Annotated in this window: 24 protein-coding genes and 1 pseudogene; 8 read left to right on the top strand and 17 right to left on the bottom strand. The window is 68.3% G+C overall.

Features of this window, described 5'->3' with window-relative positions; all coding sequences use genetic code 11:
- The 4 genes from L810_RS16740 to L810_RS16725 all read right to left on the bottom strand — a co-directional run.
- On the bottom strand, positions 1–715 hold a 715-nt coding region (locus L810_RS16740; protein ID WP_042975018.1), incomplete at its 3' end, for an electron transfer flavoprotein subunit alpha/FixB family protein.
- A 16-nt stretch (positions 716–731) separates the two neighbouring features.
- The gene (locus L810_RS16735; protein ID WP_021159457.1) at positions 732–1,481 is read right to left on the bottom strand and encodes an electron transfer flavoprotein subunit beta/FixA family protein; all 750 of its coding nucleotides are present in this window, start codon (positions 1,479–1,481) and stop codon (positions 732–734) included.
- A 32-nt stretch (positions 1,482–1,513) separates the two neighbouring features.
- On the bottom strand, positions 1,514–2,302 hold the full coding sequence (locus L810_RS16730; RefSeq protein WP_021159456.1) for an SDR family NAD(P)-dependent oxidoreductase: 789 nt from the start codon (positions 2,300–2,302) through the stop codon (positions 1,514–1,516).
- 66 nt (positions 2,303–2,368) lie between these two features.
- Complete coding sequence (locus tag L810_RS16725) at positions 2,369–3,205, bottom strand: alpha/beta fold hydrolase (protein WP_021159455.1); 837 nt, start codon at positions 3,203–3,205, stop codon at positions 2,369–2,371.
- A gap of 139 nt (positions 3,206–3,344) precedes the next feature.
- Here L810_RS16725 and L810_RS16720 point away from each other — a divergent pair, with 139 nt between their 5' ends.
- The 7 genes and pseudogenes from L810_RS16720 to L810_RS49090 form a co-directional block, all read left to right on the top strand.
- Positions 3,345–4,124 (top strand): SDR family oxidoreductase, encoded by a 780-nt coding sequence (locus L810_RS16720; protein WP_021159454.1) that lies wholly within the window; start codon positions 3,345–3,347, stop codon positions 4,122–4,124.
- 153 nt (positions 4,125–4,277) lie between these two features.
- Positions 4,278–5,843, top strand: a complete 1,566-nt coding sequence (locus L810_RS16715; protein ID WP_021159453.1) for a DUF1302 domain-containing protein — start codon at positions 4,278–4,280, stop codon at positions 5,841–5,843.
- 38 nt (positions 5,844–5,881) lie between these two features.
- Positions 5,882–7,264 carry a DUF1329 domain-containing protein gene (locus L810_RS16710; protein ID WP_021159452.1) on the top strand — a complete coding sequence of 461 codons (1,383 nt, stop codon included), beginning with the start codon at positions 5,882–5,884 and terminating at the stop codon, positions 7,262–7,264.
- A 102-nt stretch (positions 7,265–7,366) separates the two neighbouring features.
- Entirely contained in the window at positions 7,367–8,149 is a 783-nt protein-coding gene (gene dmpE / locus L810_RS16705) for a 2-oxopent-4-enoate hydratase (RefSeq protein ID WP_021159451.1), read from the top strand.
- 13 nt (positions 8,150–8,162) lie between these two features.
- The gene (locus tag L810_RS16700) at positions 8,163–9,062 is read left to right on the top strand and encodes an acetaldehyde dehydrogenase (acetylating) (RefSeq protein ID WP_021159450.1); all 900 of its coding nucleotides are present in this window, start codon (positions 8,163–8,165) and stop codon (positions 9,060–9,062) included.
- A gap of 16 nt (positions 9,063–9,078) precedes the next feature.
- Positions 9,079–10,110 carry a 4-hydroxy-2-oxovalerate aldolase gene (gene dmpG / locus L810_RS16695; protein WP_021159449.1) on the top strand — a complete coding sequence of 344 codons (1,032 nt, stop codon included), beginning with the start codon at positions 9,079–9,081 and terminating at the stop codon, positions 10,108–10,110.
- A 3-nt stretch (positions 10,111–10,113) separates the two neighbouring features.
- A pseudogene (locus L810_RS49090) lies at positions 10,114–10,305 on the top strand (MFS transporter); the annotation flags it as partial.
- Here the strand turns inward: L810_RS49090 and L810_RS16690 are convergent.
- Both L810_RS16690 and L810_RS16685 read right to left on the bottom strand, forming a co-directional pair.
- Positions 10,306–10,548, bottom strand: a complete 243-nt coding sequence (locus tag L810_RS16690) for a hypothetical protein (protein ID WP_021159448.1) — start codon at positions 10,546–10,548, stop codon at positions 10,306–10,308.
- Positions 10,545–11,792: an alkaline phosphatase family protein gene (locus L810_RS16685; protein WP_021159447.1), complete on the bottom strand. Its 1,248-nt coding sequence runs from the start codon at positions 11,790–11,792 to the stop codon at positions 10,545–10,547. Before L810_RS16685 ends, L810_RS16690 begins: the two co-directional genes overlap by 4 nt.
- 420 nt (positions 11,793–12,212) lie before the next feature.
- Between L810_RS16685 and L810_RS16680 the strand changes: the two genes are divergently transcribed.
- Positions 12,213–13,019, top strand: a complete 807-nt coding sequence (locus L810_RS16680; protein WP_021159446.1) for an alpha/beta fold hydrolase — start codon at positions 12,213–12,215, stop codon at positions 13,017–13,019.
- A gap of 168 nt (positions 13,020–13,187) precedes the next feature.
- On the opposite strand, the gene infA is transcribed toward L810_RS16680, so the two are convergent.
- The 11 genes from infA to L810_RS16625 form a co-directional block, all read right to left on the bottom strand.
- Positions 13,188–13,451 carry a translation initiation factor IF-1 gene (gene infA, locus L810_RS16675; RefSeq protein WP_027791717.1) on the bottom strand — a complete coding sequence of 88 codons (264 nt, stop codon included), beginning with the start codon at positions 13,449–13,451 and terminating at the stop codon, positions 13,188–13,190.
- A gap of 468 nt (positions 13,452–13,919) precedes the next feature.
- Positions 13,920–14,123 carry a cold-shock protein gene (locus L810_RS16670; protein WP_006483056.1) on the bottom strand — a complete coding sequence of 68 codons (204 nt, stop codon included), beginning with the start codon at positions 14,121–14,123 and terminating at the stop codon, positions 13,920–13,922.
- Positions 14,124–14,413: 290 nt separating this feature from the next.
- Positions 14,414–15,493, bottom strand: coding sequence for a Rieske 2Fe-2S domain-containing protein (locus tag L810_RS16665; RefSeq protein ID WP_021159445.1), 1,080 nt, complete (start codon positions 15,491–15,493; stop codon positions 14,414–14,416).
- A gap of 68 nt (positions 15,494–15,561) precedes the next feature.
- Positions 15,562–18,027: an efflux RND transporter permease subunit gene (locus tag L810_RS16660; RefSeq protein WP_021159444.1), complete on the bottom strand. Its 2,466-nt coding sequence runs from the start codon at positions 18,025–18,027 to the stop codon at positions 15,562–15,564.
- Positions 18,028–18,091: 64 nt separating this feature from the next.
- A complete protein-coding gene (locus tag L810_RS16655) occupies positions 18,092–19,069 on the bottom strand; it encodes a WD40/YVTN/BNR-like repeat-containing protein (RefSeq protein WP_042975014.1) in 978 nt (325 codons plus the stop codon).
- Positions 19,070–19,268: 199 nt separating this feature from the next.
- A complete protein-coding gene (locus L810_RS16650; RefSeq protein ID WP_021159442.1) occupies positions 19,269–20,474 on the bottom strand; it encodes an acetyl-CoA C-acyltransferase in 1,206 nt (401 codons plus the stop codon).
- A gap of 17 nt (positions 20,475–20,491) precedes the next feature.
- Positions 20,492–20,977 (bottom strand): MaoC family dehydratase, encoded by a 486-nt coding sequence (locus L810_RS16645; protein ID WP_042975023.1) that lies wholly within the window; start codon positions 20,975–20,977, stop codon positions 20,492–20,494.
- The gene (locus tag L810_RS16640) at positions 20,977–21,777 is read right to left on the bottom strand and encodes an SDR family oxidoreductase (RefSeq protein ID WP_021159440.1); all 801 of its coding nucleotides are present in this window, start codon (positions 21,775–21,777) and stop codon (positions 20,977–20,979) included. Before L810_RS16640 ends, L810_RS16645 begins: the two co-directional genes overlap by 1 nt.
- Entirely contained in the window at positions 21,774–22,976 is a 1,203-nt protein-coding gene (locus tag L810_RS16635; protein ID WP_021159439.1) for an acyl-CoA dehydrogenase family protein, read from the bottom strand. Before L810_RS16635 ends, L810_RS16640 begins: the two co-directional genes overlap by 4 nt.
- Positions 22,973–24,304, bottom strand: a complete 1,332-nt coding sequence (locus tag L810_RS16630) for an acyl-CoA dehydrogenase family protein (protein WP_021159438.1) — start codon at positions 24,302–24,304, stop codon at positions 22,973–22,975. Before L810_RS16630 ends, L810_RS16635 begins: the two co-directional genes overlap by 4 nt.
- Before the next feature lie 2 nt (positions 24,305–24,306).
- On the bottom strand, positions 24,307–25,185 hold the full coding sequence (locus L810_RS16625) for an SDR family oxidoreductase (RefSeq protein ID WP_021159437.1): 879 nt from the start codon (positions 25,183–25,185) through the stop codon (positions 24,307–24,309).
- Between the last annotated feature and the right edge of the window lie 39 nt (positions 25,186–25,224).

Here is a 25,224-nt window from a genome sequence, read left to right as displayed (position 1 = left end):
CGGCGTCGACTGCCGCGCGCGATGCGCCGAGCGCCGCCGACAGCTTGTCGGCCAGCGGCTCCAGCACCTTCGTGTAGTTCTCGCCGCTGCCCAGACCACGGCCGCCCGACACGATGATCTTCGCGCTCGTCAGCTCCGGACGGTCCAGCTTCGTCACTTCACGGCTCACGAACTGCGACTTGCCGGCGTCTGCCGCCGCCTCGATCTTCTCGACCACCGCGCTGCCGCCTTCCGCTGCAACCGGATCGAAACCCGTCGCGCGCACCGTGATGACCTTGATCGGGTCGCTCGACTGCACCGTCGCGATCGCGTTGCCCGCGTAGATCGGGCGCTCGAAGGTATCGGCCGACACGACCGCCGTGATCTCGGAGACCTGCGCGACGTCCAGCTTCGCGGCGATACGCGGCGCGATGTTCTTGCCGTACGCAGTCGCAGGCGCGAGGATGTGCGAGTAGTCCTTCGCGATGTTCAGCGCGGTCGCTTCGACGTTTTCCGCGAGGCCCGCTTCGAGCTGCGGCGCATCGGCCAGCAGCACCTTCGATACCCCCGCGATCTTCGCTGCGGCATCGGCCGCACGTTGCGCGTCGTGGCCCGCGACCAGAACATGCACGTCACCGCCGCCTGCCGCGCCGAGCGCCTGCGCAGCCGCCACCGCATTGAGTGTCGCGGCCTTGATCGATGCGTTGTCGTGTTCCGCAATTACCAGAATCGTCATTTCGTTGCGTTCCCTGTTACAGCACCCTGGCTTCGGTCTTCAGCTTCGCGACCAGCGTCTGCACGTCCGGCACCTTCATGCCGGCTGCGCGCTTCGGCGGCTCGTTCACGTTGAGCACTTTCAAACGCGGCGTCACATCCACCCCAAGGTCGCCGGGCTGCACGATCTCGAGCGGCTTCTTCTTCGCCTTCATGATGTTCGGCAAGGTCACGTAGCGCGGCTCGTTCAAACGCAGGTCGGTGGTCACCACGGCCGGCAGTCGAAGCGACAGCGTTTCCGCGCCGCCGTCGACTTCGCGTGCAACCGTCGCACGCCCGTCGGCCACCACCACCTTCGACGCAAACGTCGCCTGCGGCAAACCGGCCAGCGCGGCCAGCATCTGCCCGGTCTGGTTCGAATCGTCGTCGATCGCCTGCTTGCCGAGCATCACGAGCGACGGCTGCTCCTTGTCGACCAGCGCCTTCAACACCTTCGCGACGCCCAGCGGTTCAACGCTGTCGTTCGACTCGACGAGGATCGCGCGATCCGCGCCGATCGCGAGCGCCGTGCGCAGCGTTTCCTGCGCCTGCGCGACGCCGACCGACACCGCGACCACTTCGGTCACAACACCGGCCTCCTTCAACCGCACGGCCTCCTCCACCGCGATCTCGTCGAACGGGTTCATCGACATCTTCACGTTCGCGATGTCGACGCCCGTCCGGTCGGATTTCACGCCGACCTTCACGTTCGCGTCGACCACGCGTTTCACTGCCACGAGCACTTTCAACTGCGCGTCTCCCTTGTGGTGCGATAGCCGCGTCAGCGCGCGGTATAACCGCCGTCGATCACGAGCTCCGCGCCCGTCACGTAACGCCCGGCCGGCGACACGAGATACAGGATGCCGGCCGCGATGTCGCGCGGGCTGCCGATCTTCGCCATCGGCACGTGCGTCTGCAGGTAGCCGAACACGTTGTCCGGGTCCTGCCCCATCTGGCGGAACGCGTCCTCGAGCATCGGCGTGCGGATATAGCCGGGGTGTACCGAGTTCGCGCGGATGTTCTTTGCCGCATACAGCATCGCGTCGACCTTCGCCATCATCCGCACCGCGGCCTTCGACGCGTGATACGCGGGCACGTCGGGACCGCCGACGATCCCGTACATCGACGACAGGTTCACGATCGACCCGCCGCCGGCCGCGTCAATGTGCGGAATCGCGGCACGCGTGCACAGGAACACGCCGTTCACGTTCACGTCCTGCACGCGCTGCCACTGCGCGAGCGTGAGCTCGTGCGTCGGCACGTTGTGGCCTTCGATGCCCGCATTGTTCACGAGCACGTCGAGGCGCCCGAAGCGCGCGACGATCTCGCCGAACACGCGCGCCACGTCGGCCTCCTGCGTCACGTCGAGCGCCCAGAACGCGGCCTGGCCGCCCTGCGCGCGAATCTCCTCGACGAGCGCTTCCGCCGGTTGCGACAGCACGTCGAGAATCGCGACGCTCGCCCCGGCCGCGGCCAGCGTGCGCGCGGTCTCCGCGCCGATGCCGCGCGCGCCGCCAGTGATCGCGGCCACCTTGCCGCGCAGGTCGAACAGGTCTTCGATGAGCTTCATGTCGTCTCCATGTATGTGTTCAGACGGCCCGCCCGCATCGGAGCAGGCCCTCGTGGGCATCCGGCGTTATCGCGTATTCCGCGCCGCAAGAAAATCGAGGCATTCCCGATTGAAATAGTCGGCGTGTTCCACCATCACCCAGTGGCCGCACCGGTTCATCAGCACGAAACGCGCGTCGCGACAGTGTTCGAGGAACTTCAGCGCGCCGCCGACCGGATTGAATCGGTCGTCCGTTCCCCAGAAACCCAGCACCGGGCAGCGCAGGTCGCCGAGCGCACCGGTCAGGTTCGGCACGCTCATCGTCGACAGCACTTCGGTCGGCTGCTCGGCGCACACCGTCATCCGCTCGGCCACGAGCGCGTCGGTGACGATCGCCGGATCGTGCACGAGTAGCGTCAGCAGCTCGCGCATCGTGTCGTCATTCATCTGGCGATTGGTGAACAGCTTCACCATCCGCTGGATGCCTTCCATCCGAAAATAGGTGTCGCGATCCTCGACGCCGCCCGGCGCCATCATGATCAGCCCGTCGACTTCGTCCGGGTAATCGAGCGCGTACTTGAGCGCGATCGCGCCGCCGAGCGAGTTGCCGAGCAGCACGGCCGGCCCGATCCCGAGCGCGTCCAGTTGCGCATGCAGCGCGCCGACGAAGAAATCGAGCGTATAGGCAACGTCGGACGGCTTCGACGACTGCCCGTAGCCCGGCAGGTCGACGACGATCGCGCGATGGCCGGCCGCCGCGAACGCGGGCACGTTGTGCTTGAAGTTACTGAAACCGCTGGCGCCCGGGCCGCTGCCGTGGATGAACACCACGGGCCGGCCCTCGCCCGCCTCGTAATGGTGCAGGCGTAGGCCGCCCGGCACGTCGGTGAAGATGCCGGCCGGCGGCGTCGTGGGGATCGTCATCGCGGGTTGTCTCCTTCGTCGTTCGATGGATGCCTGACCACGATGATTGCGTCGCCGGAGCCGGCCGGCATCGTCCTTTCAGACTACGAAGCCGCGCGCGCTTCTTCCTATCATCGGCCCACCGAAACGGAGGCAGACGATGAACGGATTCGACTACAGCGGCAAGACGGTGCTCGTGACGGGCGGCACCAAGGGCATCGGGCGGCGCATCGCCGAACGGTTTCTCGCGGCGGGCGCGCGCGTGTTCGTCTGCGGACGCAGCGCACCCGACACGCCGCCCGCGGCCGGCGGCCGCACGGCGGCATTCGTCGCGGCCGACCTGCGCGACATCGAGCAGGTCGACGCGATGCTCGCAACCCTCCGCGCGGAGGCCGGCGGCCTCGACGTGCTCGTCAACAACGCGGGCGGCTCGCCATTCGCGCTTGCAGCCGATGCGTCGCCGCGCTTCACCGAATCGATCGTGCGGCTGAACCTGATCGCACCGCTGCAGCTCGCGCAGCGCGTGAACGCGATCATGCAGCCGCAGCCCGAAGGCGGCGTGATGCTGTTCATCGCGAGCGTCAGCGCGTCGCGGCCGTCGCCCGGCACGGCCGCGTACGGCGCCGCGAAAGCGGGCCTCGTCAATGCGGTCACGTCGCTCGCGGTCGAGTGGGCGCCGCGGGTGCGCGTGTGTGCGATCAGCCCGAGCCTCGTGCAGACGGAATCTGCCACCGAAGGCCACTACGGCGACGACGATGCGCTCGACGCGATCCGCACGACGATTCCCGCCGGCCGCCTCGCGACACCCGACGACGTTGCCTCCGCGTGCCTCTTTCTCGCGTCGCCCGACGCGTCGTACACGTCGGGCGCGAACCTGCGGCTCGACGGCGGCGGCGAACGGCCCGCGTTCCTGTCGGCGGCACAGGCGAACGCGCGATGACACGCGTCGCGCATGCGGCCTCGCGCGATCGTTGCCAGTCCTAGGGAAGTCATCTAGTTCATTTTGACGATTCCCTGCTACCGCGATCTCCCTACTCTGCCTCTCACGACAACACATAGTCGACCGTCGTCGATACCCCCAAGAGGAGACACCATGCATCAACGGATTTCGCGCCGTACCGGCAAGCGGGCAACCGCCACGCTGTCGACGCTGGCCGCCGCGCTGCTGACGTGCGCCGTTCCCGACGCGCACGCCGGCAGCACGATCGAGCTGGGCGCCGACACGACGCTGGACTACACGTTCACGCTCAGTTACGGCCTCGGCATGCGCACCCGCGCACCGAGCGGCAATCTCCTCACGCCGGCGAACATCAACGGCGACGACGGCGATCGCAACTTCGCGAAGAACAAGCTGATCGAGAACCAGGTCAGCCTGCTCGGCGAAGTGAACCTGAAGCACGACGACTGGGGTGTGTTCGTGCGGGCCGACACGTTCTACGACCAGGCGTACCACCGCCCGAACTACAACGACGCGCCGGGCACCGTGAACCAGTCGGGCCAGTACAACAATTTCACGAGCGACGCGCGCTACTGGTCGGGCGGCCACACGACGCTGCTCGCCGCGTACGCGTACAACACGTTCCACATCGGCTCGACGAGCCTGAACGTGAAGGTCGGCGATCAAGTGGTCGCGTGGGGCGAAAGCCTGTTCTTTCCGAACATCGCGGGCGCGCAGGGCCCCGCCGACGCGACCAAGTCGTACATGGCCGGCGCCGAGGTGAAGGACATCCTGCTGCCGGTGCCGCAGATCTCGACGCAGTGGCAGATCACGCCGAACTTCAGCCTGCTCGCGTACTACCAGTTCGCGTTCAAGGAGAACCGCCTCACCGCGCCGGGCACCTACTGGAGCTATTCGGACGTGGTTGGTCCGGGCGCGCAGTTCATCATCGGCCCGGGCGGGATGATCATTCCGCGCGGCGCCGACGACAAGCCGAGCGCACGCAACCAGTGGGGGATCGGCGCGCGCTTCCGCGTGTTCGGCGACACGGAGCTGGGCGTGTATCACCTGCACTACAACGACATGAACCCGAGTGTCGTCACCACCTACTTCCCGACGCTCCAGTACCAGCAGACCTACTTCAACAACATCAAGCTGACCGGTGCGAGCTTCTCCACGCAGGTCGGCCCCGTGAACGTCGCGGGCGAAGTGTCGTACCGCCAGGGCGCGGCCGTGCTCGTCAATACCGCGATGGGCCCGCAGTCGACGCGCGCGAACGTGCTGCAGACCAACCTGTCCGGCATCTACTCGATCGGGCCGAGTTTCCTCGCGAATTCGCAGTCGCTGATCGGCGAACTCACGTACGTGCACGCGGGCAGCATCTCGGAGCAAGGCGGGTCGACCACGCTCGCGAATTCGCGCAACGCGCTCGCGATGGAGATCGCGTGGACGCTCAGCTACAAGAACGTGTTCAACGGCTGGGATCTCGACGTGCCGCTGACCTACACGCACGACCTGACGGGCACGTCGCCGCTCGCCGGCGCGCTCGGCTCGCTGACGGGCCAGGGCGACCACCGCGTGACGGCCGGCGTGACGTTCACGCGCCTGAGCAACCTGCAGCTGTCGCTCGTCTACGCGAAGTTCCTCGGCTCGCCGAACCCGGTCACGCGCCCGCTCGCGGATCGCGACTACGTGCTGGCCACGGCGACCTATCACTTCTGAGCGGCCCGGCCGCTCGTCACTCAGCAAGAGGATTTGTCATGAAGCGAATTCGTCTCCCCCTCCTGCGCGCGTCGGCGATCGCCGCGTGCGCACTCGCCGCGACGGCGTCGTACCCGAAGGTCACGCCGGACGACCTGAAGGCGCTCGACGGCCAGTTGACCCCGATGGGCGCCGTGCGCGCCGCGAGCAAGGACAGCGGCGTGCCCGAGTGGTCGGGCAAGTGGCTCGGCACGCCGCCGGACGTGCAGTACAAGCGCGGCAGCCGTTACCCCGATCCGTACGCGAGCGAGAAGCCGGTCGCGACGATCACCGCGGAGAACATGGCGCAGTACGCCGAGCACCTGACCGACGGCCAGAAGGCGATGTTCAAGCGCTATCCGGCCACGTTCAAGATCGTCGTCTACCCGACCCACCGCGACTTCCGCTACCCGGATTCCGTCTACAAGGACATTCGCACTTATGCGCCGGACTCGACGATGACGTCCGACGCGAACGGCCTCACGAACGCGCCGCCGACGGTGCCCTATCCGATCCCGAAGACCGCCGCCGAATTGCTGTGGAACCAGCGCTTCTCGTCGTCGATCGGTACCGAGCAGGCCACCTACGACCAGGCGGTCGTCTACTCCGACGGCAACATCGCGTGGGGCAAGGTGCGCTACGACATCTACTCGCCGCGCAACGTCGGCAAGTACGACGTGAAGAGCGACCTGAACAACCGCACGTACTACCGCAACGCGACGGAGCTGCCGCTGTCCGACCGCGGCTCGCTGATTGTCGGCTTCACGAACTGGGACAAGGCCGGCGCGGACAACTCGTCGCGCACGTGGATGTACAACCCCGGCACGCGGCGCGTGCGCCAGGCGCCCGAATACGGCTACGACCAGCCGCAGGGCCCGGGCGGCTTCCGCACGGTCGACGACGACCGCCTGTACAACGGCCCCGGCGATCGCTACGACTGGAAGATCGTCGGCAAGCGCGAGATCTACGTGCCGTACAACAACTACAAGGTGATGGACAGCGCGGTGAAGTACGGCGAACTGCTGACCAAGGGCCACGAGAACCCGAGCTACATCCGCTACGAACTGCATCGCGTGTGGGTGCTGCAGGCCACGCTGAAGAGCGGCTACCGTCACCAGTACGCGAAGCGCGTGCTGTACATCGACGAGGATTCGTGGCAATCGCTGCTCGCGGACAACTACGACGCGCGCGGCCAGCTGTGGCGCACCAATGTCGCGACGTCGCTGTACGCCTATGACGCGAAGGTGTTCTACCCGAGCGCGGTGTTCTTCCACGACCTGATCTCCGGCGCGTACATGGCCGACCGCCTGACGAACGAAGGCCCGATGCCGAAGCTCGACAACAGCCCGCAGTTCAACGAGGCGTATTTCTCGCCTGACGCGATCCGCAGTTCGGGCAACTGATCGACCGACCGACGCGGCATGCCCGTGACCCACGCGCCGGAGCCCCGCTCCGGCGCACGACGCCGCCCGTGACGGCGGCCATTTCCATTCGAGGGCCCTTTCATGTCTTCCCGCCTGCATACGACGCTCGGTGACGAGCTGTACGCCGCATGGCACGCGCGCGCACCGGTCGCGCCGCTGTCGGGCCGGGCGCGCCGCCTGTCGCTCGACGACGCGTACCGCATCCAGCAGCGCTTCATCGAACGCCGCGTCGAACACGGCGAGGCGGTCGTCGGCAAGAAGATCGGCGTGACGAGCCAGGCCGTGCAGGACATGCTGAACGTGCGCCAGCCCGATTTCGGCATCCTGCTGTCGGGCATGCACTACGCGGCCGGCGAGGCGATCGCCGCCGATTCGCTGATCGCGCCGCGCGCCGAGGGCGAGATCGCGTTCATCCTTGCGCGCGACCTGCGCGGCCCCGGCATCGACCGCACCGACGTGATCGCCGCGACGGCCGCCGTCGCGCCCTGCTTCGAGATCGTCGACTCGCGCATCCGCGACTGGGCGATCCGCATCGAGGACACTGTCGCCGACAACGCGTCGTGCGGCGTGTACGTGCTCGGCGAAACGCGCGTCGACCCGCGCACGCTCGATCTCGCCGCGTGCGAGATGACGATCGAGAAGAACGGCGAGCCCGTCGCGCAAGGCCGCGGCGACGCGGCGCTCGGCCATCCCGCCGACGCGGTCGCGTGGCTCGCGAACACGCTCGCCGCGTACGACGTGCCGCTGCTTGCCGGCGAGATCGTGCTGTCCGGCTCGCTCGCGAAACTGATTCCGGTCACGGCCGGCGACGCACTGTCGATGCATATCTCCGGCATCGGCAGTTGCGACGTCCGCTTTATCTAAAGGAACCATCCTGATGAAGAAAATCAAATGCGCACTGATCGGGCCCGGCAACATCGGCACCGACCTGTTGGTCAAGCTGCGCCGCTCGCCGGTGCTCGAACCCGTGTGGATGGTCGGTGTCGATCCGGCCTCCGACGGCCTCGCGCGCGCCCGCGAATTCGGCCTGAAGACCACCGACAAGGGCGTCGACGGGCTGCTGCCGCACGTCGCCGCCGACGACATCCGCATCGCGTTCGACGCGACGTCGGCCTACGTGCACCGCGACAACTCCGACAAGCTCACCGCGCTCGGCGTGAAGATGATCGACCTGACGCCCGCCGCGATCGGGCCGTACTGCGTGCCGCCGGTGAACCTCGACGCGCATCTCGACAGCGCGCAGATGAACGTGAACATGGTCACGTGCGGCGGCCAGGCGACGATCCCGATGGTGTACGCGGTGTCGCGCGTGCAGCCGGTCGCATACGGCGAGATCGTCGCGACGGTATCGTCGCGCTCGGTCGGCCCCGGCACGCGCAAGAACATCGACGAATTCACGCGCACGACGTCCGGCGCGATCGAACAGGTCGGCGGCGCCCGCAAGGGCAAGGCGATCATCGTGATCAACCCGGCCGAGCCGCCGCTGATCATGCGCGACACGATCCACTGCCTGACCGACGGCCCGCCCGACGTCGACGCGATCACCGCGTCCGTGCATGCGATGGTCAAGGAAGTGCAACGCTACGTGCCCGGCTATACGCTGAAGAACGGCCCGGTGTTCGACGGCAATCGCGTGTCGGTGTTCATGGAGGTCGAAGGGCTCGGCGACTACCTGCCGAAGTACGCGGGCAACCTCGACATCATGACCGCCGCCGCGGCCGCCACGGCCGAGCGTTTCGCCGAACAGATGCTGGCCGCGACGGCCGCCACCGCTTGAGTCGAGGAGTCACACGATGTCACTTGCAGGCAAGAAGATCACCGTCCACGACATGTCGCTGCGCGACGGGATGCACCCGAAGCGCCACCAGATCACGCTCGACCAGATGCGCAGCATCGCGCGCGGGCTCGACGCGGCCGGCGTGCCGCTGATCGAGGTCACGCACGGCGACGGGCTCGGCGGCGCCTCGGTCAACTACGGTTTCCCCGCGCACACCGACGAGGCGTACCTGGGCGCCGTGATCCCGGAGCTGAAGCGGGCAAAGGTGTCGGCACTGCTGCTGCCCGGCATCGGCACCATCGAGCATCTGCGCATGGCGCACGAACTCGGCGTCGGCACGATTCGCGTCGCGACGCACTGCACCGAAGCGGACGTATCGGAACAGCACATCGGCCTCGCGCGCATGCTCGGCCTCGATACGGTCGGATTCCTGATGATGGCGCACATGTCGTCGCCGGCGCAGCTCGTCGTGCAGGCGAAGCTGATGGAATCGTACGGCGCGAACTGCATCTACATCACCGATTCGGCCGGCCACATGCTGCCCGACGACGTGGCCGCGCGGATCGGCCAGGTGCGCGACGCGCTGAAGCCGGAGACAGAGCTGGGTTTCCACGGCCATCACAACCTCGCGATGGGTGTCGCGAACTCGGTCGCGGCCGTGGCGGCCGGTGCGAACCGGATCGATGCGGCCGCGGCCGGCCTCGGCGCCGGCGCGGGCAACACGCCGATGGAAGTGTTCGTCGCGGTGTGCGACCGGATGGGGATCGAGACAGGCGTCGACGTGTTCGCGATCTCGGACGTCGCCGAGGATCTCGTCGTGCCGATCATGGATGCGCCGATCCGCCTCGACCGCGATGCGCTGACGCTCGGCTATGCAGGTGTCTACTCGTCGTTCCTGCTGTTCGCGAAGCGTGCGGAAGCGAAGTACGGGATTCCCGCACGCGACATCCTCGTCGAACTGGGCCGGCAGCGGCTCGTCGGCGGGCAGGAGGACATGATCGAGGATGCGGCGCTGACGATGGTGCGGGCGCGGGAGGTGGCGGCGTAAGCGAACGCCTGCGTCGGCGCAGTGCAACGGGTTGTCGGCATCGACAACCTCGCTTGCGCGGCACTGCTGCCGACGGGCCGGCTGCTCGCCGATTTGCACGGCCGGCGCCGCATCTTCATCGCGGGCACGGCCCCCTTTACCGTCGCATCACTGCTGTGCGCGCTCGCGCCTTCGGTATCGATGCCGCTCGCCGCATCACCGATGCTTCCCGCCGTGCCTGCGCCGCCGATGCGCTTCGCGCGCCTGCAGCAGCGACGGCATCAGCTCCTCGATGTATTGCCGCGCCTGCCCGCGCGTCACGATCTCGCTGAAGCGCTGATGGGCCTTGTCATGGCCGACCAGCGCCGCATGCGCTTTCTTCAGGATGTGCAGGTACGCGATCAGGCTCGTGCCGTCGCGCACGGGCAGCGCATCGCGCGGGTCCGGTGTCGTACTCATGTTCCGATCCTTTGCGGACAATCCGTCCGGCACGTAGTCGTCACGAGCGCCAGCAGGTCGTTCGCGAGACGATCGCGGTCGGTCAGCGGCGCCAGGCCGAACAACCGCTCGAGCGTCGCGGCGACCGACGCATGGTCGTACACCGTATGGTCGACCCGCCCTGCCGCGACCCACGGCGAAATCACGATCGCCGGCACCCGCACGCCGTACACGTCGAACCCGAAGCCGCTCGCGTTCAGCGTCGCCGCCGCGCCATCGTTCGGCGGCGGCGCAGCGCCCGGCCCGACCGAATCGTAGAAGCCGCCGTGCTCGTCGTAGCAGATCACGAGCAGGCTGCTGTTCCACACCGGCGAATTGCGGATCGCGTTGTACACGCGCGCGACGAGCTGGTCGCCGCCGGCGAGGCCGTCCATCGGATGCTGCGAGCTGCCGTTCTGGTAGGTGCCGTGCACGATGTCGCCGTAACCGGGCTCGATGAACGTATAGCGCGCCGTATAGCCCGCCGCGAGATCGGCCTCGAAATGCGCGAGGTCGTCGATGTCGAAGAAGCTGATGCCCTTCAGCGACGCCACCTGCGGCACGTGGCCGAGCGGATTGCCCGTCTGGTCCTGGTAGATGCGCCAGTTGTCGTCGCCGAGCGCGGCGAAGATCGAACCCTTCGGATACGGGAAACCGTCGAACGCGTCCCATCCGGCCATTTCTTCTCTCGTCGGCGAATGATCGAGCCCGGCCGACGACGCACCGTGCAGGAAAAAGCGATTCGGCCAGGTCGGCCCGGGCATCGACGCGTGCCACGCGTCGCACAGCACGAACGCGTTCGCGAGTGCGTGCAGCGACGGGGCCTGCGTCGCGATGTCGACGCCCTGCATGATCTTGCCCGCGTCGGCCGGCTGCGGCGGCTTGCCTTCGGAACGCGACGTCGCGTAGTTCGACACGAATCCGGTATTGCGGACCGGCGGATAGGCCTGCCCTTTCACGAACGGCACGCCCGCGCCGCAGAGCTGCTCGAGCACGTCGGTGAATTCGTGGCACGGATCGGTCGGCATCCGGTCGGGCGCGCCGCCGCCGAACGGATAGACCACGCCGCCATACGCGTTGCTGTTGCCCGGCGACGCGGCGACGATGTCGGGGTAGCCCGACAGCGCGAACAGGTGATCGAAGGAGCGGTTCTCGAGCATCAGCACGAACACGTGCCGGATGCGGTCCTGAACCGACGGGGGTGCGGGGGCTGCGTCTGCACTCATGGCGCCTCCTGGCGTCGCGCGACGAAAGTCCGGCTGGCACGGCCGTTGGCCCGCTGAAAGATGCTGAAGGGATTGAAAGCCGCACGCGCGGCGCGGGCCGCGAATTGCCGACGAGTGTACGACCGCGCCGGACCGCACGTAAAGCCATACGCGAGCCGCACGCGAACCGCGTCGCCGCGCGTGCGGTCAGCCGCCGGCCGGCGCGGTTTTCCGCGTCACGACATCGGGCTGACGATCGCGTTGCGGCTGTCGGACGACAACGGCCAATGCGCGCCGCGTCGACGTATCGGGCGGGACGGTGCATCGAACGTTGACTTTCGCCGGTCGGCCCGATACGATCGACGCACTTTCAAGACGCCCTCCCGGTCCGCCGGGAGGGCGTTTCGTTTTGGTTCACCCACCAAAAGGAAACGCCTTGAAATGAACCGTATCGACACCCTCTCCTCCGCGCCGAACGCCGACCACGACGGCCTCGGCTACCTGCGGCACGGTACCGGCCCCGAATGCGTGATGGTCCTGCACGACTGGCTCGGCGACCATACGAACTACGCGGCGCTGCTCCCGTATCTCGACGAATCGACATTCACGTACGTGTTCGTCGACCTGCGCGGCTACGGCGAATCCATCCACCTGCGCGGCACCTGTACCGTCGACGAGATCTCGGCCGACTGCCTCGCGCTCGCGGATCGTCTCGGCTGGCCGCGCTTTCACGTGATCGGCCATTCGATGACGGGCATGGCGACACAACGGCTCGCCGCCGATGCGCCCTCCCGCATCAAGAGCGCGATCGCCGTGTGCCCGGTGTCGGCCGCCGGCAACCGCCTGAACGACGACGCACGCGCGTTCTTCGCGAGCACGGCCGTCGATGACGATGCGTTTCGCCGGCTCATGCGATTCGTGACGGGTGGATTGTCGGCGCGCTGGGCCGACCTGAAGCTGCGGCAGAACCGCGAGCGCGTGGCGCCGGCCTGCCGGCTCGCGTATCTCGACATGCTGACCGGAACGGATTTCGTCGACGATATCCGCGGGCTAGAGACGCGCTTCCTGGTGATCGTCGGCGACAAGGATCCGGGGCTCGACGAAGCGGCGATGCAGGCGACGTTCCTCGCGTGGCACCCGAACGCGCGGGTCGCGACGATACCGAATAGCGGGCATTACCCGATGCAGGAGTGCCCGCCGTATTTCGCGATGGTCATCGAGGATTTCCTGCGGGACGCGGCTGCCTGAGCGTTGGCGCACGCGCGGCGGCCGGTGAAGGCGGGGTTGGCCGCTGCGGCATGACGACGCCGCCGGCGGCCGGTAAACGGCAAGCAACGGGCCGTTCATCCGGTTCGTCCGGCCATGGAGGCCGGACGGGATCCGATCGGCACGCGGTTGCGCGCCGATCGTTGCCGCTTAACGACGCGGCCCGCCGGTGCGCTGCGGACGCGGCGAATTCGCGTCCTTGTGCCGGAAGTTGATGCGGCCCTTGGTGAGGTCATAGACCGACAGTTCCAGCGTCACGCGGTCGCCCGCGAGAATGCGGATGTGGTTCTTGCGCATGCGGCCGGACGCGTATGCGCCCACCACGACGCCGTTTTCCAGCGTGACACGGTATTTGCTGTCCGGCAGCACTTCGTCGACGATTCCGTCCAGTTCCAGCAGTTCTTCTTTTGCCAAACCAATTCCTCCAGACAAGGTAATTGACCGCAGCCGCGGCGATCTGCCCGGCGCCGTGTCCCGCAACGGGACGGCGGCCGGCAGGCTGCCGGGGATCGGTTCGTTCAGACGGGCCATGGGCCTGTCTTGCGATCGGAGCCCGGCGCGTTGCGGCGTTCAGGCGGTCGGTGGCGGCGGCGCATACGGCGCCGCGCAAGTCGGGACCGCGCCGGCAAGGCATGGCGGCGGTCTGCTCGGGTTGATGCGTTGAAGCGGTGATGCGCTGGCGAAGCGGCGGGCGCTTCGCGAGGGCGTTGCGTCGCACGCCGTACAGGCATGCGATGAGGGAGGCGACACGACCGATGCATCGTGAATGTCGCGATGCATCGGTCGTGCGCATCGGAAACGCGCCGGCTGCCGCCGAAGCGGCGCCGTGCGCGCCAATCCGTCCGGCGACGGCCACCGTTTGGCGGCCGCTGCCGATGCGGCTTACTGCGGCGTGATGTTCGACGCTTGCAGACCCTTCGGGCCGCGCTTCACTTCGAAGCTGACCTTCTGGCCTTCGGCCAGGGTCTTGAAGCCCGTGCCGCGAATTTCAGAGAAATGGGCGAACAGATCGTCGCCGCCGTTGTCCGGGGAGATGAAACCAAAGCCCTTGGTTTCGTTGAACCACTTGACGGTACCGGTATCCACAAATACTTCCTTAATACGAATAATTGAACATGCGCCCGCAACGGGCACAGAAAGACTCAAAAGAGGGAGAGACCAACGACCGCCGCACGGAGTGCGGCCAATGATGAGCAATCGAACTTCTTGAACACTTCGGCCATGGACACTACGCGGTAGCGGCCGTTTCGTCAAGTCATTTTGATGCGGCGCACAAGCACACCCGCCGCGTGCGCCTTGCGCGGCGGGTGTTGCCGGCCGACGGGACGTATTTCGATGCGCCCCCGCTTTCCGGCCGGCGGCCGGCCCGCCGGTTCTTACCGCGGCTCGAACACGTGATGCAGCGCCGGCGGTGCATCGCCTTCGCGAATCCGCATCTCGAACGCCTTGCGCGCGACGCTCGTCGGCCGCACGTCCGCCACGTCCAGGTAGAACTGCGAATACCAGTCGCGCATCTGGTACAGCGGCCCGTCGCCCTCGCACAGCAGCGGGTTGTCGATCCGCGTCTTGCTGTGCCAGATGTCGACGTCCTCGTAGAACGCGCGCTGCGCTTCCTTCACGTACGCGTTCGCGATCTCCGTGTTCTGCTCGTCGGACAGCCCGGCCACCTTCTTCACGATCACGCCGTAGCGCAGCTCGAAGCTGTTCATGTCGATCGGCACGTGGCAGTTCAGCAGCACCGAGTGGATCGGCTGCCCGCCGCTCTGCCCCGTCATCTGCGTGATGTGCACGGCCGGCCCGAAATACGTCGACAGCGCGGTCAGGGCGTCGCCGCCGAGCTTCTCGCTGCGGCCGACCATCAGCTGCGTCGCCTTGTGGCCCTCGAACAGGTTCGCGAAATAGTCGATCGGCGCGCGGTGCACGGTCGCGAAGTGCGCGACGTCCGAGATGTTGTCGACCAGCTCGCGGCAGTTGGCCTGGATCACCATCTTGTCGACGACCCAGCCCGACCATTCGTCGGAGAAGCACACGTCGAGGCGCGGAATCGCGACTTCGGGCGGCGGTGCGTTGCCTTCCGGGTCGTTCCAGACGAACAGCAGGTTGTTTTCCTCGCAGGTCGGCCATGCGCCGATGCGCGCCTTCGGCGGGATCCGCTTGCAGTACGGAATCGATGCGCACTGGCCTTCGCCGCTCCACGCCCAGCCGTGGAACGGGCACACGAGGTTGTCGCCCTGCACCGTGCCGAGGCTCAGGTCGGCGCCCATGTGCGGGCAGTACGCGTCGACGACGTTGACCTTGCCGGTCGAATCGGCGAACACGGCGAGCTTGCGGCCGAAGGCGTTCAGCGTGTGCGGCTTGCCGTCCTTGTAGTCGCGGGCGAGCCCGAGGCAGTGCCAGCCGCGCGCATAGCGCTGCGCGAGCGGCTGGGCTTCGATCTTGTAAGGGCGTGCGGACATGTGGGTTGACTCCTCTTGTGGACAACGCGCGGCGGCCGGCCGCGCGCAGGGGGAAATGGGGGCGCCGGTCAGCGCATCGGGTTGCCGGGTTCGAGCGCGGGCGACGGTTTCAACGTTGCCGGAGCCGCCGGCGTCGGCTGCGCATGCGCGTGCTGCACGCGGCGCTCGGCACGCTCGACGCCGAGCCACGCGGCGAGCGCGGGCAGCAGGAACACGGCGCCGAACAGGTTCACGAGGAACATGAACGCGAGCAGCACGCCCATGTCGACCTGGAACTTCAGCGCGGAAAACGCCCACGTGCCGACGCCGATGAACATCGTGACGGCCGTGAACAGCGCGGCCGTGCCGCGCTGGCGCATCGCGTCGGCGAACGCGTCCGGCAGCGTCGCGCCGTGGCGGAGGTCGTGCTGCAGGCGTTCGTACAGGTAGATCCCGTAGTCGACGCCCACGCCCACGCCGAGCGTGATCACCGGCAGCGTCGCGACCTTCAGCCCGATGCCGAGAAGCGCCATCACCGCATTGCACAGGATCGACACGAGCGTGAGCGGCACGATGATGCACAGCACCGCGCGCCACGAGCGGAACGTGACCGCGCAGAGCAGCGCGATCGCGCCGAAGATCGACAGCAGCATCGCGATCTCCGCGTCGCCGACCGCCTCGTTGGTCGCCGCCATCACGCCGACGTTGCCGCCCGCGAGCCGGAACGCGACGTTCGGCGTCGGGTTCTCGGCCGCGAAACGCTTGATCTCGTCGACGATGTGCGCGATGGTCGTGCCTTCGTGGTTCTTCGTGTAGATCAGGACCTGGATCGCCTTGCAGTTCGCGGTGTTCATCCCGTTGTCGGGGTCGAACGCGTTGGAGCCTTGCGTGAGCCCGTCGCTCGAGCGCGGCAACGCGGCCCAGCGCGGGTTGCCTTCGTTGAACGCGGCGATGAACACCTTGCCCTGCGACGACACGCTCGTCACCGACTGCACGCCGGCCACGCCGCGCATGTTCATCTCGAACTGCTCGATCGCGCTCATCACCGGGTAATGCAGGCACGCGTCGTCGAAGCCGGTCGTCTCGACGATCACCGACAGCACGTCCACGCCGATGTTGTACTGGTGCGTGATCGCCGCGTTGTCGATGTTGTAGCGCGAGTTCGCGCGCAGCTCCGGCGCGCCGGTGCCGATGTCGCCGATCTCCAGCTTGCGCGACTCGAGCGTGCCGTACGCGAGCAGTGCCAGCGCCACCGCGAACACGCCGAGCGCGGGCATCGGCCGCGCGAATACCGCGAAGCGCGACCATCTTCCGCTCCCGCCGGCCGCCGCCGTGCGCTGCGCGCGCGCCAAGGTGCCGCGTTCGAGGCGCGTGTACGACAGCAGGATCGGCAGGAACACCTTGTTGGTGACGATCATCAGCAGCACGCCGAGGCACGCGGTAATGCCGAGTTCGCGCACGATGTCGATCCTGATCCGCATGATGACCATGAAGCCGAGCGCGTTGGTCAGCAGCGCGACCGTGCCCGGCACGAACAGCTTGCGGAACGCGTCACGCGCGGCGTCGGCCGGCGACGCGCCGCGCACCAGCGCCTGCTTCCACGCGTTGGTCATCTGCACCGCGTGCGACACGCCGATCGAGAAGATCAGGAACGGCACGAGGATCGACATCGGGTCGATGCCGAGCCCGAGCAGCGGCAGCGCGCCGAGCAGCCACACGACCGGCAGCAGCGCGACGACGAGCGCCAGCACGGTGGTCTTCAGCGAGCGCGTGTAGGCAAACAGCAGCGCGGCCGTCACGAGGAATGCGAGCGCGAAGAACGCCATCACGCCCGCGATGCCGTTCTCGACGTCGCCCACCAGCTTCGCGAAGCCGATGATGTTCACGTCGATGCCCTGCTTCGCATAACGCGCGCGGATTTCCTCGAGCTGGCGCGCGACCGCGCTGTAGTCGAGCCGCTTGCCGGTGGCCGGGTCTGTCTCGCGCAGTTCCGCGCGGATCAGCGCCGATTTCAGGTCGTTGCCGACGAGGCGGCCGATCTGCCCCGAACGCGCGACGTTGCGGCGCACCTTCGCGAGATCGTCCGGGTTCGCGCTCGAGAACTGGCCGGGCACGACCACGTCGCCGCGAAAGCCGGCCTCGGTCACTTCCGTGTAGTGGACGTTCGGCGTGAACAGCGAGAACACGCGCGAGCGGTTCACGCCGGGGATGAAGAAGACGTCGTCGGTCGCGTGGCGCAGCGCGTCCATGAACGTCTGGTTGTAGATGTCGCCGTCGCCCTTCCAGCGCAGGCTCACGAGGATCGTGTTCGCGCCGGGGAACGCACCCGCATAGCGCTCGAACACCTGCATGTACGGGTGCTGCATCGGGATCATCTTGTTGAAGCCCGGATCGAGCTTCAGGCGCGTGGCCGACAAGCCGAGCGCGAGCGTCACCGCGACGCACAGCAGCATCAGCAGCTTGCGCCGGCGGATGATCGTGTCGGCGCAGCGCTCGACGAACGCGGCGAGACGCGACGCGGAAACGGCTTCAGGAGGACGTGACAGGTCGTTCATGGAATTCTCGGGTCGGGACGGACGATGCGAAACGAACGGAAGCTGGCGGTGCGGGCGGCCGGCGTCAGGACGGCGACGGTGTCGACGCAGGCGCGCCGGCCAGCGGCGCGACGCCGGCCTCGCCGCCGAGCAGCAGCGCGCCGTGGCCCATGTCGAGCACGGCCGCGAGGCTCTGCACGCCGCCGAGCTTGCGCACGTCGAAGGTCAGCCCGCCGTCGCGCGACGCGACGATCGCGCCGCCCTGGCCCACCAGCACGAGTTCGCCGTCGGCGAGCTGGGTCGCGCCGAAATACGACACCGGCACGTGGCTGTCCACATGCGTCCAGGTCGCGCCGCGATCGGTGCTGCGCACCACGTTGCCGCGCATTCCGTATGCCACCCAGTCGCCGTTCGCGAGCATCAGCGCGCCGAACAGCGAACCGGCGTACGGCGACGGCAGCTTGTCCCACGTCGCGCCGTTGTCGGTCGAGCGCAGCAGCGTGCCGCTCTCGCCCACGACCAGCAGGTTGCCGTGGCCGTCGCCGACGATCGCGTTGAGGTGACGGTCGCCGGCCGGCGTCTTCAGCGGCTGCCACGTGAGGCCCGCGTCGTCCGAGCGCAGCAGCTGGCCGAAGCTGCCGGCCGCGAACAGCGGGCCGCCCGCCGCGCCCCACACGGACAGCAGCGGATCGGAATGCTCGTGGTCGATGTGCACTTCACGCCAGTGCATGCCGGCGTCGTCGCTGCGGACGATCCGGCCGTCGTGGCCGACCGCGATCCCGAGCGTCGGCGTGATGAAACGCACCTGCGTGAGCGTCGATGCCTGGTCGGGCGTGACCGACGCCGGCCGCCAGCGGGCGCCCGAATCGTCGCTCAGCAGGATCACGCCGCGTTCGCCGACCGCGACGATGCGCGCGCCGGCCCGGGCGAGCCCGTTGATCTGCAGCCGGTCCGCATGGATCGCGGTGACCGGGAACGCCGGCAGCGGGCGCGGCGAAAACGCGAACAGCGCGGCGCCGAGCACGAGCGCCGACATCGCGAGTCCGGGCAAGGTTCGTTTCATGGCTTGTCTCCTGTTTCTGCGTTCGACAGCCGTTGGCGCGTGCGCGCCGGCGACCGTCGCCTGCAAGTCTCCGGGCCGCCGGTCATGGCCGCGGCCTCGAATCGTCGTTCGTGAATGGTTCGCCGCGTGCGCGGCGCGGCCCATCCGCGTGCCGCTGCGTCCGCTACGTCCGAGACGTGCGCTACGTGCGCTACGTGCCCTATGCGCCGACCTCGAACAGCGCTGCGGCACCCATCCCGCCGCCGATGCACATCGTCACGACCGCGTGCCGTACGCCGCGCCGCGCGCCTTCGAGCAGTGCGTGCATCGTCATCCGCGTACCCGACATCCCGAACGGATGGCCGAGCGCGATCGCACCGCCGTCGACGTTCAGCCGGTCGTCGGGAATGCCGAGCGTGTCGCGGCAGTACAGCGCCTGGCACGCGAACGCCTCGTTCAGCTCCCACAGCCCGATGTCGCCGACGGTCATGCCGAAGCGCGCCAGCAGCTTCGGAATCGCGAACACCGGGCCGATGCCCATCTCGTCCGGTTCGCAGCCGGCCACCGCGAGGCCGCGGAACGCGCCGAGCGGCGTCAGCCCGCGGCGTAGCGCCTCGCTGCGCGACATCACGACCACAGCCGCCGCGCCGTCCGACAGCTGCGACGCATTGCCGGCCGTCACGAACTCGCCCTGCTCCACGACCTTGCCGCCGCTCCACGACGGCTTCAGCCCCGCGAGCCGTTCGGCCGTCGTGTCGGCGCGCACGCCTTCGTCGCGCGCCGCACGCAGATCCTCGTGGCCGGCCGGGTTGCCTTCCTTGTCGAACAGCGCGCGCCGCACGTCGAGCGGCGCGATTTCCGCATCGAGGCGGCCGGCCGCCTGGGCGTCGGCCGTGCGCTGGTGGCTCTGCAGCGCGAATTCATCCTGCGCCGCACGCGAGATCCCGTAGCGGCGCGACACGATCTCGGCCGTCTCCATCATCGCCATGTACGCGGCCGGCTGGTGGTCGAGCACGGCCTGCGAACGCGCGCGATACGCGTTCTTGTGCTTGTTTTGCGTGAGCGAGATCGACTCGACGCCGCCCGCGACGACGATCCGCGCATCGCCCGCGCCGATGCTGCGCGCGGCGCTCGCGATCGACATCAGGCCCGACGAGCACATGCGGTCGATCGCCATGCCGGGCACCGACGCCGGCAGCCCGGCCGCCGCCGCCGACAGGCGGCCGATGTTGTAGCCCTGCGTGCCCTGCTGCGCGGCGCAGCCGATCAGCACGTCGTCGACGTCGGCCGGCGCGACGCCCGCGCGCTCGAGCGCGGTGCGCACCACGTGGCCGCCCAGCGCGGGCGCCTCGGTGTCGTTGAACATGCCGCGAAACGCCTTGCCGATCGGCGTGCGTGCGACGGAAACGATGACTGCGTCTTCCATGGGCTGGCTCTCTGAATCTAGAAGTAGTAACGGCTGATCGTGTCGGCCACGCAGCCGGGTTTCGCTTCGCCTTCGATCTCGACGGTCACGCGAATCCATGCCTGCACGCCGCCGTCGAGCGGCTCGACGCGCAGCAGCTCGCCGACGCCGCGCACGCGCGCGCCGACCTTCACCGGCGCGGGGAAACGGATCCTGTCGCAGCCGTAGTTGACGCCGAGCCGCGCGCCGTCGATGCGCACGATCTGCGGCAGGAAATGATTGACGAGCGACAGCGTCAGGTAGCCGTGCGCGATGCACGCGCCGAACGGGCCGTCCTTCGCGCGCACCGGGTCGACGTGCACCCACTGGTGATCGCCGGTCGCGTCGGCGAAGCCGTCGATGCGGATCTGGTCGATCGCGAGCCACGCGCCCGCGCCGAGCGTGTCGCCGACGGCCGCCGCGAGTTCGCCGGGATGCGCGAACACGCGGGGCGTCGCGCGCACGGGGTCGAGGGTCGTGCTCATCATGCGTGCTGGCTGCTGACCGACAGCACTTCGCCCGTCATGTACGACGCGTAATCGCTTGCAAGGAACACCATCACGTTCGCGACCTCCCAGACTTCGGCGGCGCGCCCGAAGGCTTCGCGCGACGTCAGTTGATTCAGCAGGTCGGCCGGGGCCGACTTCTTCAGAAAATCGTGCATCGCGATGCTCGGCGCGACCGCGTTGATGCGCACGCCGTACGGCGACGCCTCGAGCGCCGCGCAGCGCGTGAGCGCCATCACGCCCGCTTTCGCCGCCGCGTAGTGGGCCTGTTCCGCCTGCGCGCGCCAGCCGAGCACCGATGCGTTGTTGACGATCGCGCCGCGGCCGCGGGCCTGCATGTGCGGCAGCATCGCGCGCGTCATCCGGAACGTCCCGGTGAGGCTAATGTCGATCACCCGCGACCATTCGGCATCGTCCATATCGACGATGCGGGTCGACCCGCCGAGCCCCGCGTTGTTGATCAGCACGTCGACGCCGTCGAGCTTGTCCTGGGCGTCTGCGACCAGCGCCTGCACGTCGGCCTCCACCGCGACGTTGCACAGGCGGCCGTAGACCTGTTGCAGCCCCGTTTCGGCACGCAGCGTCTGAACCGCCTGTTCGAGGCGCTTTTCGTGGATGTCGGAGATGAACAGCGCGCGGCAGCCTTCCTCCGCGCAGCGGCGCGCGGCCGCGAAGCCGATGCCGGCGCCGGCGGCGGCCGTGATCAGCACCGATTTGCCGGCGAGCAGCTGGTGGCCCGGCACGTAGGCCGGCGCTTTCTGGATCTGGGGTTCGGTCATGCTGTGCCTCGTGGTTCCCTGGGCATGCCGAGCCCGCGCTCGGCCATGATGTTGAGCTGGATTTCGTTGGTACCCGCGTAGATCGTGTCCGCACGGGAGAACAGGAATACGCGCTGCAGATGGGTGAGCTTTTCGTCGGCCGGATCGATCACGTTCGCGCGAGGCCCGAGCGCATCCATCGCAAGCTGGCCGAGGTCGCGGTGCCAGTTCGACCAGAAATACTTGTAGATCAGTGCCTCGCGGCGCAGCGGCGCGGTGCCACCGCCATCGGCGTCGTCGGCGCCGGACAGCATGCGCAGCGCGTTGTAGCGCATCACGCGCAGCCCGGCCCACGCGCGGCCGATCCGCTGCCGCAGCACCGGGTCGCGGTCCGCGCCCGATTCGCGCGCGGCGTCGATCACCCATTCGAGCTCGCGGACGAACTGCATCTGCTGGCCGAGCGTCGACATCCCGCGTTCGAAGCCGAGCAGCGTCATTGCGATCCGCCAGCCGTCGCCGGGCGCGCCGACGAGGTCGCGTGCTTCCGCGAGCGCGCCGTCGAAGAACACCTCGTTGAATTCCGCACCGCCGTTGAGCTGCCTGATCGGCCGGATCTCGATGCCCGGCTGGTCGAGCGGCATCAGCAGGAACGACAGCCCCTTGTTGCCCTTCGACGCGGGGTCGGTGCGCGCGAGCACGAAGATCCAGTCGGAATCGTGTGCGAGCGACGTCCAGACCTTCTGGCCGTGGACGCGCCACGTACCGTCCGCATCCTGTTCGGCACGCGTGCGCACGTTGGCCAGGTCGGAACCCGCGCCCGGCTCGGAGTAGCCCTGGCACCAGAACTGCGTGCCGGCAAGAATGCCGGGCAGGAAACGCGCGCGCTGGTCGTCGGTGCCGCAGGCGACGAGCGTCGGCCCGAGCAGCCCTTCGCCGATGTGGCCCATCCTTCCCGGGCCTCCGGCGCGCGCGTATTCCTCGTGGAAGATCACCTGTTCGGCCACCGAGAAGCCGCGCCCGCCGGTGGCGGTCGGCCAGCCGAGGCCGGTCCAGCCGCCCTGCGCGAGTTCCCGCTCCCATGCCTTGCGCAGGTCGGGAAACGCTTCCTCGTCGCCGGGGCCGCCGCGGTATTTCAGGCACGCGAATTCGCCGGTCAGGTGCGACTGCACCCAGTCGGCCACTTCGTGCCGCAATTGCTGTTCGCGCGTTTCGCTGTTCATTGAAGGGCTCCTGCGCGTGCGGCGGACGGACGGGATGCGGCTGCAGCCGGTGGCTCGAATGCTTCGCCACGCTGCGATGCGCCGCCTTCGATCGCATGGCATGCGATCCATTCGAGCAGTTGCGGCGTGCTGCCGAACTGCGCGCCCGACGCCTGCGCGCGCTTGAAGTAGAGATGCGGGTCGTATTCCCACGTAAAGCCGACGCCGCCGTGCAACTGGATCGCTTCCTGGGCGCAGAACGCGTACGCGTCGTTCGCGGCGGATTTCGCCGCGGCGATGTCGGCCCGCAATGCGTTGCCCGGCGCCACGCTGCCGGCTTCCGCGTCCCATGCGTGCGCGGCGCCGAGCACGGCCGAGCGCGCCGATTCGATCAGCACCATCATCTGCGCGCAACGGTGCTTGACGGCCTGGAACGACGCGATCGCGCGGCCGAACTGCACGCGCTGGCTCGTGTAGTCGAGCGTCAGGTCGAGGCATTGCTGTGCGCCGCCGAGTTGTTCGGCGGCCAGCGCGAGCGCCGCGAACCATGCGGCGCGTTCGAGCACCTGCGCCGCGTCGCGGCTTGCAATCAGCGCGTCGCGGCTCACGCGCACGTCGTCGAGCGCAATTCGTGCGAGCGGCCTCGTCGCGTCGAGCGTGTCGAGCGGCGTCACCGCAACGCCGGCCGCGCCGGTGGTCATGTCGATCGCGAACAGGCCGACCGACTGCCCTTCGTTCGCGATCCGCGCCGGAACCAGCAGCAGGTCGGCGCGCGCACCGTCGAGCACTTGTGCTGCGACGCCGGACAGTGCGAAGCCAGCCGCGGTTTCTTCCGCGATGAACGGAAGCGATCGCGCACTGGCCGGTTCGTCGAACGAGTCGCCGAAAGATGCGCCGAACGCATTGGCACCCGGCCGGCCATATGGCCGGCCGACCCGCGCGCCACCCGGCTCGCCGAATAGCCAGTCGAACGGCAGCGCCAGCGTCGCGCTGCACGCGCCTTCGGCGATCTTCGCGAGCCAGCCGGTCGCCAGCGACGTGTCGCAGCCGCCCAGCGCGGTCGCCGCGAGGCACGCGGTCGAAAAATACGGCACGCACGCGATGCGCCGGCCCAGCTGTTCCATCAGCACCGTCTGCTCGACCGCGCCGAGCCCGAGCCCGCCCGCTGCCTCCGGCAGCGCGAGCGCGTTCCAGCCGAGTTCGCCCGCCAATGCAGCCCACAGCGCATCGTCGCGGCCGGCCATCAGCTCGAGTGCGCGGCGCACGTCGGCGGACGCGCTGCGTTCGGCGAGCACGTCGGCGGCCGCGTCGCGGATCATCGCCTGTTCGTCGGTGAGCGCCAGATCCATGCTCAGCTCCCGTACACGCGCTGCGCGGGCCGCGCGTCGGCGAGCAGCCGCGCGACCGCCGGGCCGACCTCGGCCGCCGCCCAGCGCGCGCCGCGGTCGACGCTCGGGCCCGTGCGCCAGCCTTCCGCGACCGCGATCATCCCGCCCGCGACCTCGAACACCTGGCCTGTCACGTCGGCCGACAGCGCGCTGCCGAGCCACACGACGAGCGGCGCGACGTTGGCCGGGTCGAAATAGTCGAAGCCGCCGTCCTCGGGCTTCTTCATCATGTCGGCGAACACGCCTTCGGTCATCGACGTGCGCGCGGCCGGCGCGAGCGCGTTCACGCGCACGCCGTAGCGCTGCAACTCGGCCGCCTGCATCAGCGTGAGCGCGGCAATGCCGGCCTTCGCCGCGCCGTAGTTCGACTGGCCAATCGAGCCTTGCAGGCCGGCGCCGGAACTCGTGTTGACGATCCGCGCGTCGACCGCGTGGCCGGCCTTCGCGGCATCGCGCCACACACGCGCCAGCACGCTCGACAGGCAGAAGTGGCCACGCAGATGCACGCGCATCACGTCGTCCCAGTCGGTTTCGGTCATGCTCGTGAACATCTTGTCGCGGCAGATGCCCGCGTTGTTGACGAGCACGTGCACCTCGCCGAACGCTTCGCGGGCCGCGTCGACGATCCGCTGCGCCGTTTCGACGCGCGTGATGTCGTCCGCATTCGCAAGCGCGTTGCCGCCGCGTCGTGCGATCTCGTCGCACACGGCCTGCGCGGCCTCGCGCCGGATGTCGTTGACGACGACCGCCGCGCCTTCGGCCGCAAACGCGAGCGCATATTCGCGCCCGAGCCCGCCGCCCGCGCCGGTGATGATGACGGTGCGTCCGTTACAGATTCCCATGCTGGTGCCTCTTGGATCGTGAGATCGTGAAAGTGACGC

The organism is Burkholderia sp. AU4i, from assembly GCF_000466765.1.
Classification (GTDB): Bacteria; Pseudomonadota; Gammaproteobacteria; order Burkholderiales; family Burkholderiaceae; genus Burkholderia; species Burkholderia cepacia.
This window is presented reverse-complemented; position numbering and strand designations above follow the sequence as displayed.

What these genes read in the sequence shown, in the direction of transcription:
- L810_RS16655 (WP_042975014.1), bottom strand. Translation starts at nt 19,069, where the DNA reads ATGAAACGAACCTTGCCCGGACTCGCGATGTCGGCGCTCGTGCTCGGC.
- L810_RS16650 (WP_021159442.1), bottom strand. Translation starts at nt 20,474, where the DNA reads ATGGAAGACGCAGTCATCGTTTCCGTCGCACGCACGCCGATCGGCAAG.
- L810_RS16710 (WP_021159452.1), top strand. Translation starts at nt 5,882, where the DNA reads ATGAAGCGAATTCGTCTCCCCCTCCTGCGCGCGTCGGCGATCGCCGCG.
- L810_RS16700 (WP_021159450.1), top strand. Translation starts at nt 8,163, where the DNA reads ATGAAGAAAATCAAATGCGCACTGATCGGGCCCGGCAACATCGGCACC.
- L810_RS16625 (WP_021159437.1), bottom strand. Translation starts at nt 25,185, where the DNA reads ATGGGAATCTGTAACGGACGCACCGTCATCATCACCGGCGCGGGCGGC.
- L810_RS16690 (WP_021159448.1), bottom strand. Translation starts at nt 10,548, where the DNA reads ATGAGTACGACACCGGACCCGCGCGATGCGCTGCCCGTGCGCGACGGC.
- L810_RS16645 (WP_042975023.1), bottom strand. Translation starts at nt 20,977, where the DNA reads ATGAGCACGACCCTCGACCCCGTGCGCGCGACGCCCCGCGTGTTCGCG.
- L810_RS16715 (WP_021159453.1), top strand. Translation starts at nt 4,278, where the DNA reads ATGCATCAACGGATTTCGCGCCGTACCGGCAAGCGGGCAACCGCCACG.
- L810_RS16640 (WP_021159440.1), bottom strand. Translation starts at nt 21,777, where the DNA reads ATGACCGAACCCCAGATCCAGAAAGCGCCGGCCTACGTGCCGGGCCAC.
- L810_RS16730 (WP_021159456.1), bottom strand. Translation starts at nt 2,302, where the DNA reads ATGAAGCTCATCGAAGACCTGTTCGACCTGCGCGGCAAGGTGGCCGCG.
- dmpG (WP_021159449.1), top strand. Translation starts at nt 9,079, where the DNA reads ATGTCACTTGCAGGCAAGAAGATCACCGTCCACGACATGTCGCTGCGC.
- dmpE (WP_021159451.1), top strand. Translation starts at nt 7,367, where the DNA reads ATGTCTTCCCGCCTGCATACGACGCTCGGTGACGAGCTGTACGCCGCA.
- L810_RS16665 (WP_021159445.1), bottom strand. Translation starts at nt 15,493, where the DNA reads ATGTCCGCACGCCCTTACAAGATCGAAGCCCAGCCGCTCGCGCAGCGC.
- L810_RS16630 (WP_021159438.1), bottom strand. Translation starts at nt 24,304, where the DNA reads ATGGATCTGGCGCTCACCGACGAACAGGCGATGATCCGCGACGCGGCC.
- L810_RS16635 (WP_021159439.1), bottom strand. Translation starts at nt 22,976, where the DNA reads ATGAACAGCGAAACGCGCGAACAGCAATTGCGGCACGAAGTGGCCGAC.
- L810_RS16685 (WP_021159447.1), bottom strand. Translation starts at nt 11,792, where the DNA reads ATGAGTGCAGACGCAGCCCCCGCACCCCCGTCGGTTCAGGACCGCATC.
- L810_RS16720 (WP_021159454.1), top strand. Translation starts at nt 3,345, where the DNA reads ATGAACGGATTCGACTACAGCGGCAAGACGGTGCTCGTGACGGGCGGC.
- L810_RS16680 (WP_021159446.1), top strand. Translation starts at nt 12,213, where the DNA reads ATGAACCGTATCGACACCCTCTCCTCCGCGCCGAACGCCGACCACGAC.
- L810_RS16660 (WP_021159444.1), bottom strand. Translation starts at nt 18,027, where the DNA reads ATGAACGACCTGTCACGTCCTCCTGAAGCCGTTTCCGCGTCGCGTCTC.
- L810_RS16725 (WP_021159455.1), bottom strand. Translation starts at nt 3,205, where the DNA reads ATGACGATCCCCACGACGCCGCCGGCCGGCATCTTCACCGACGTGCCG.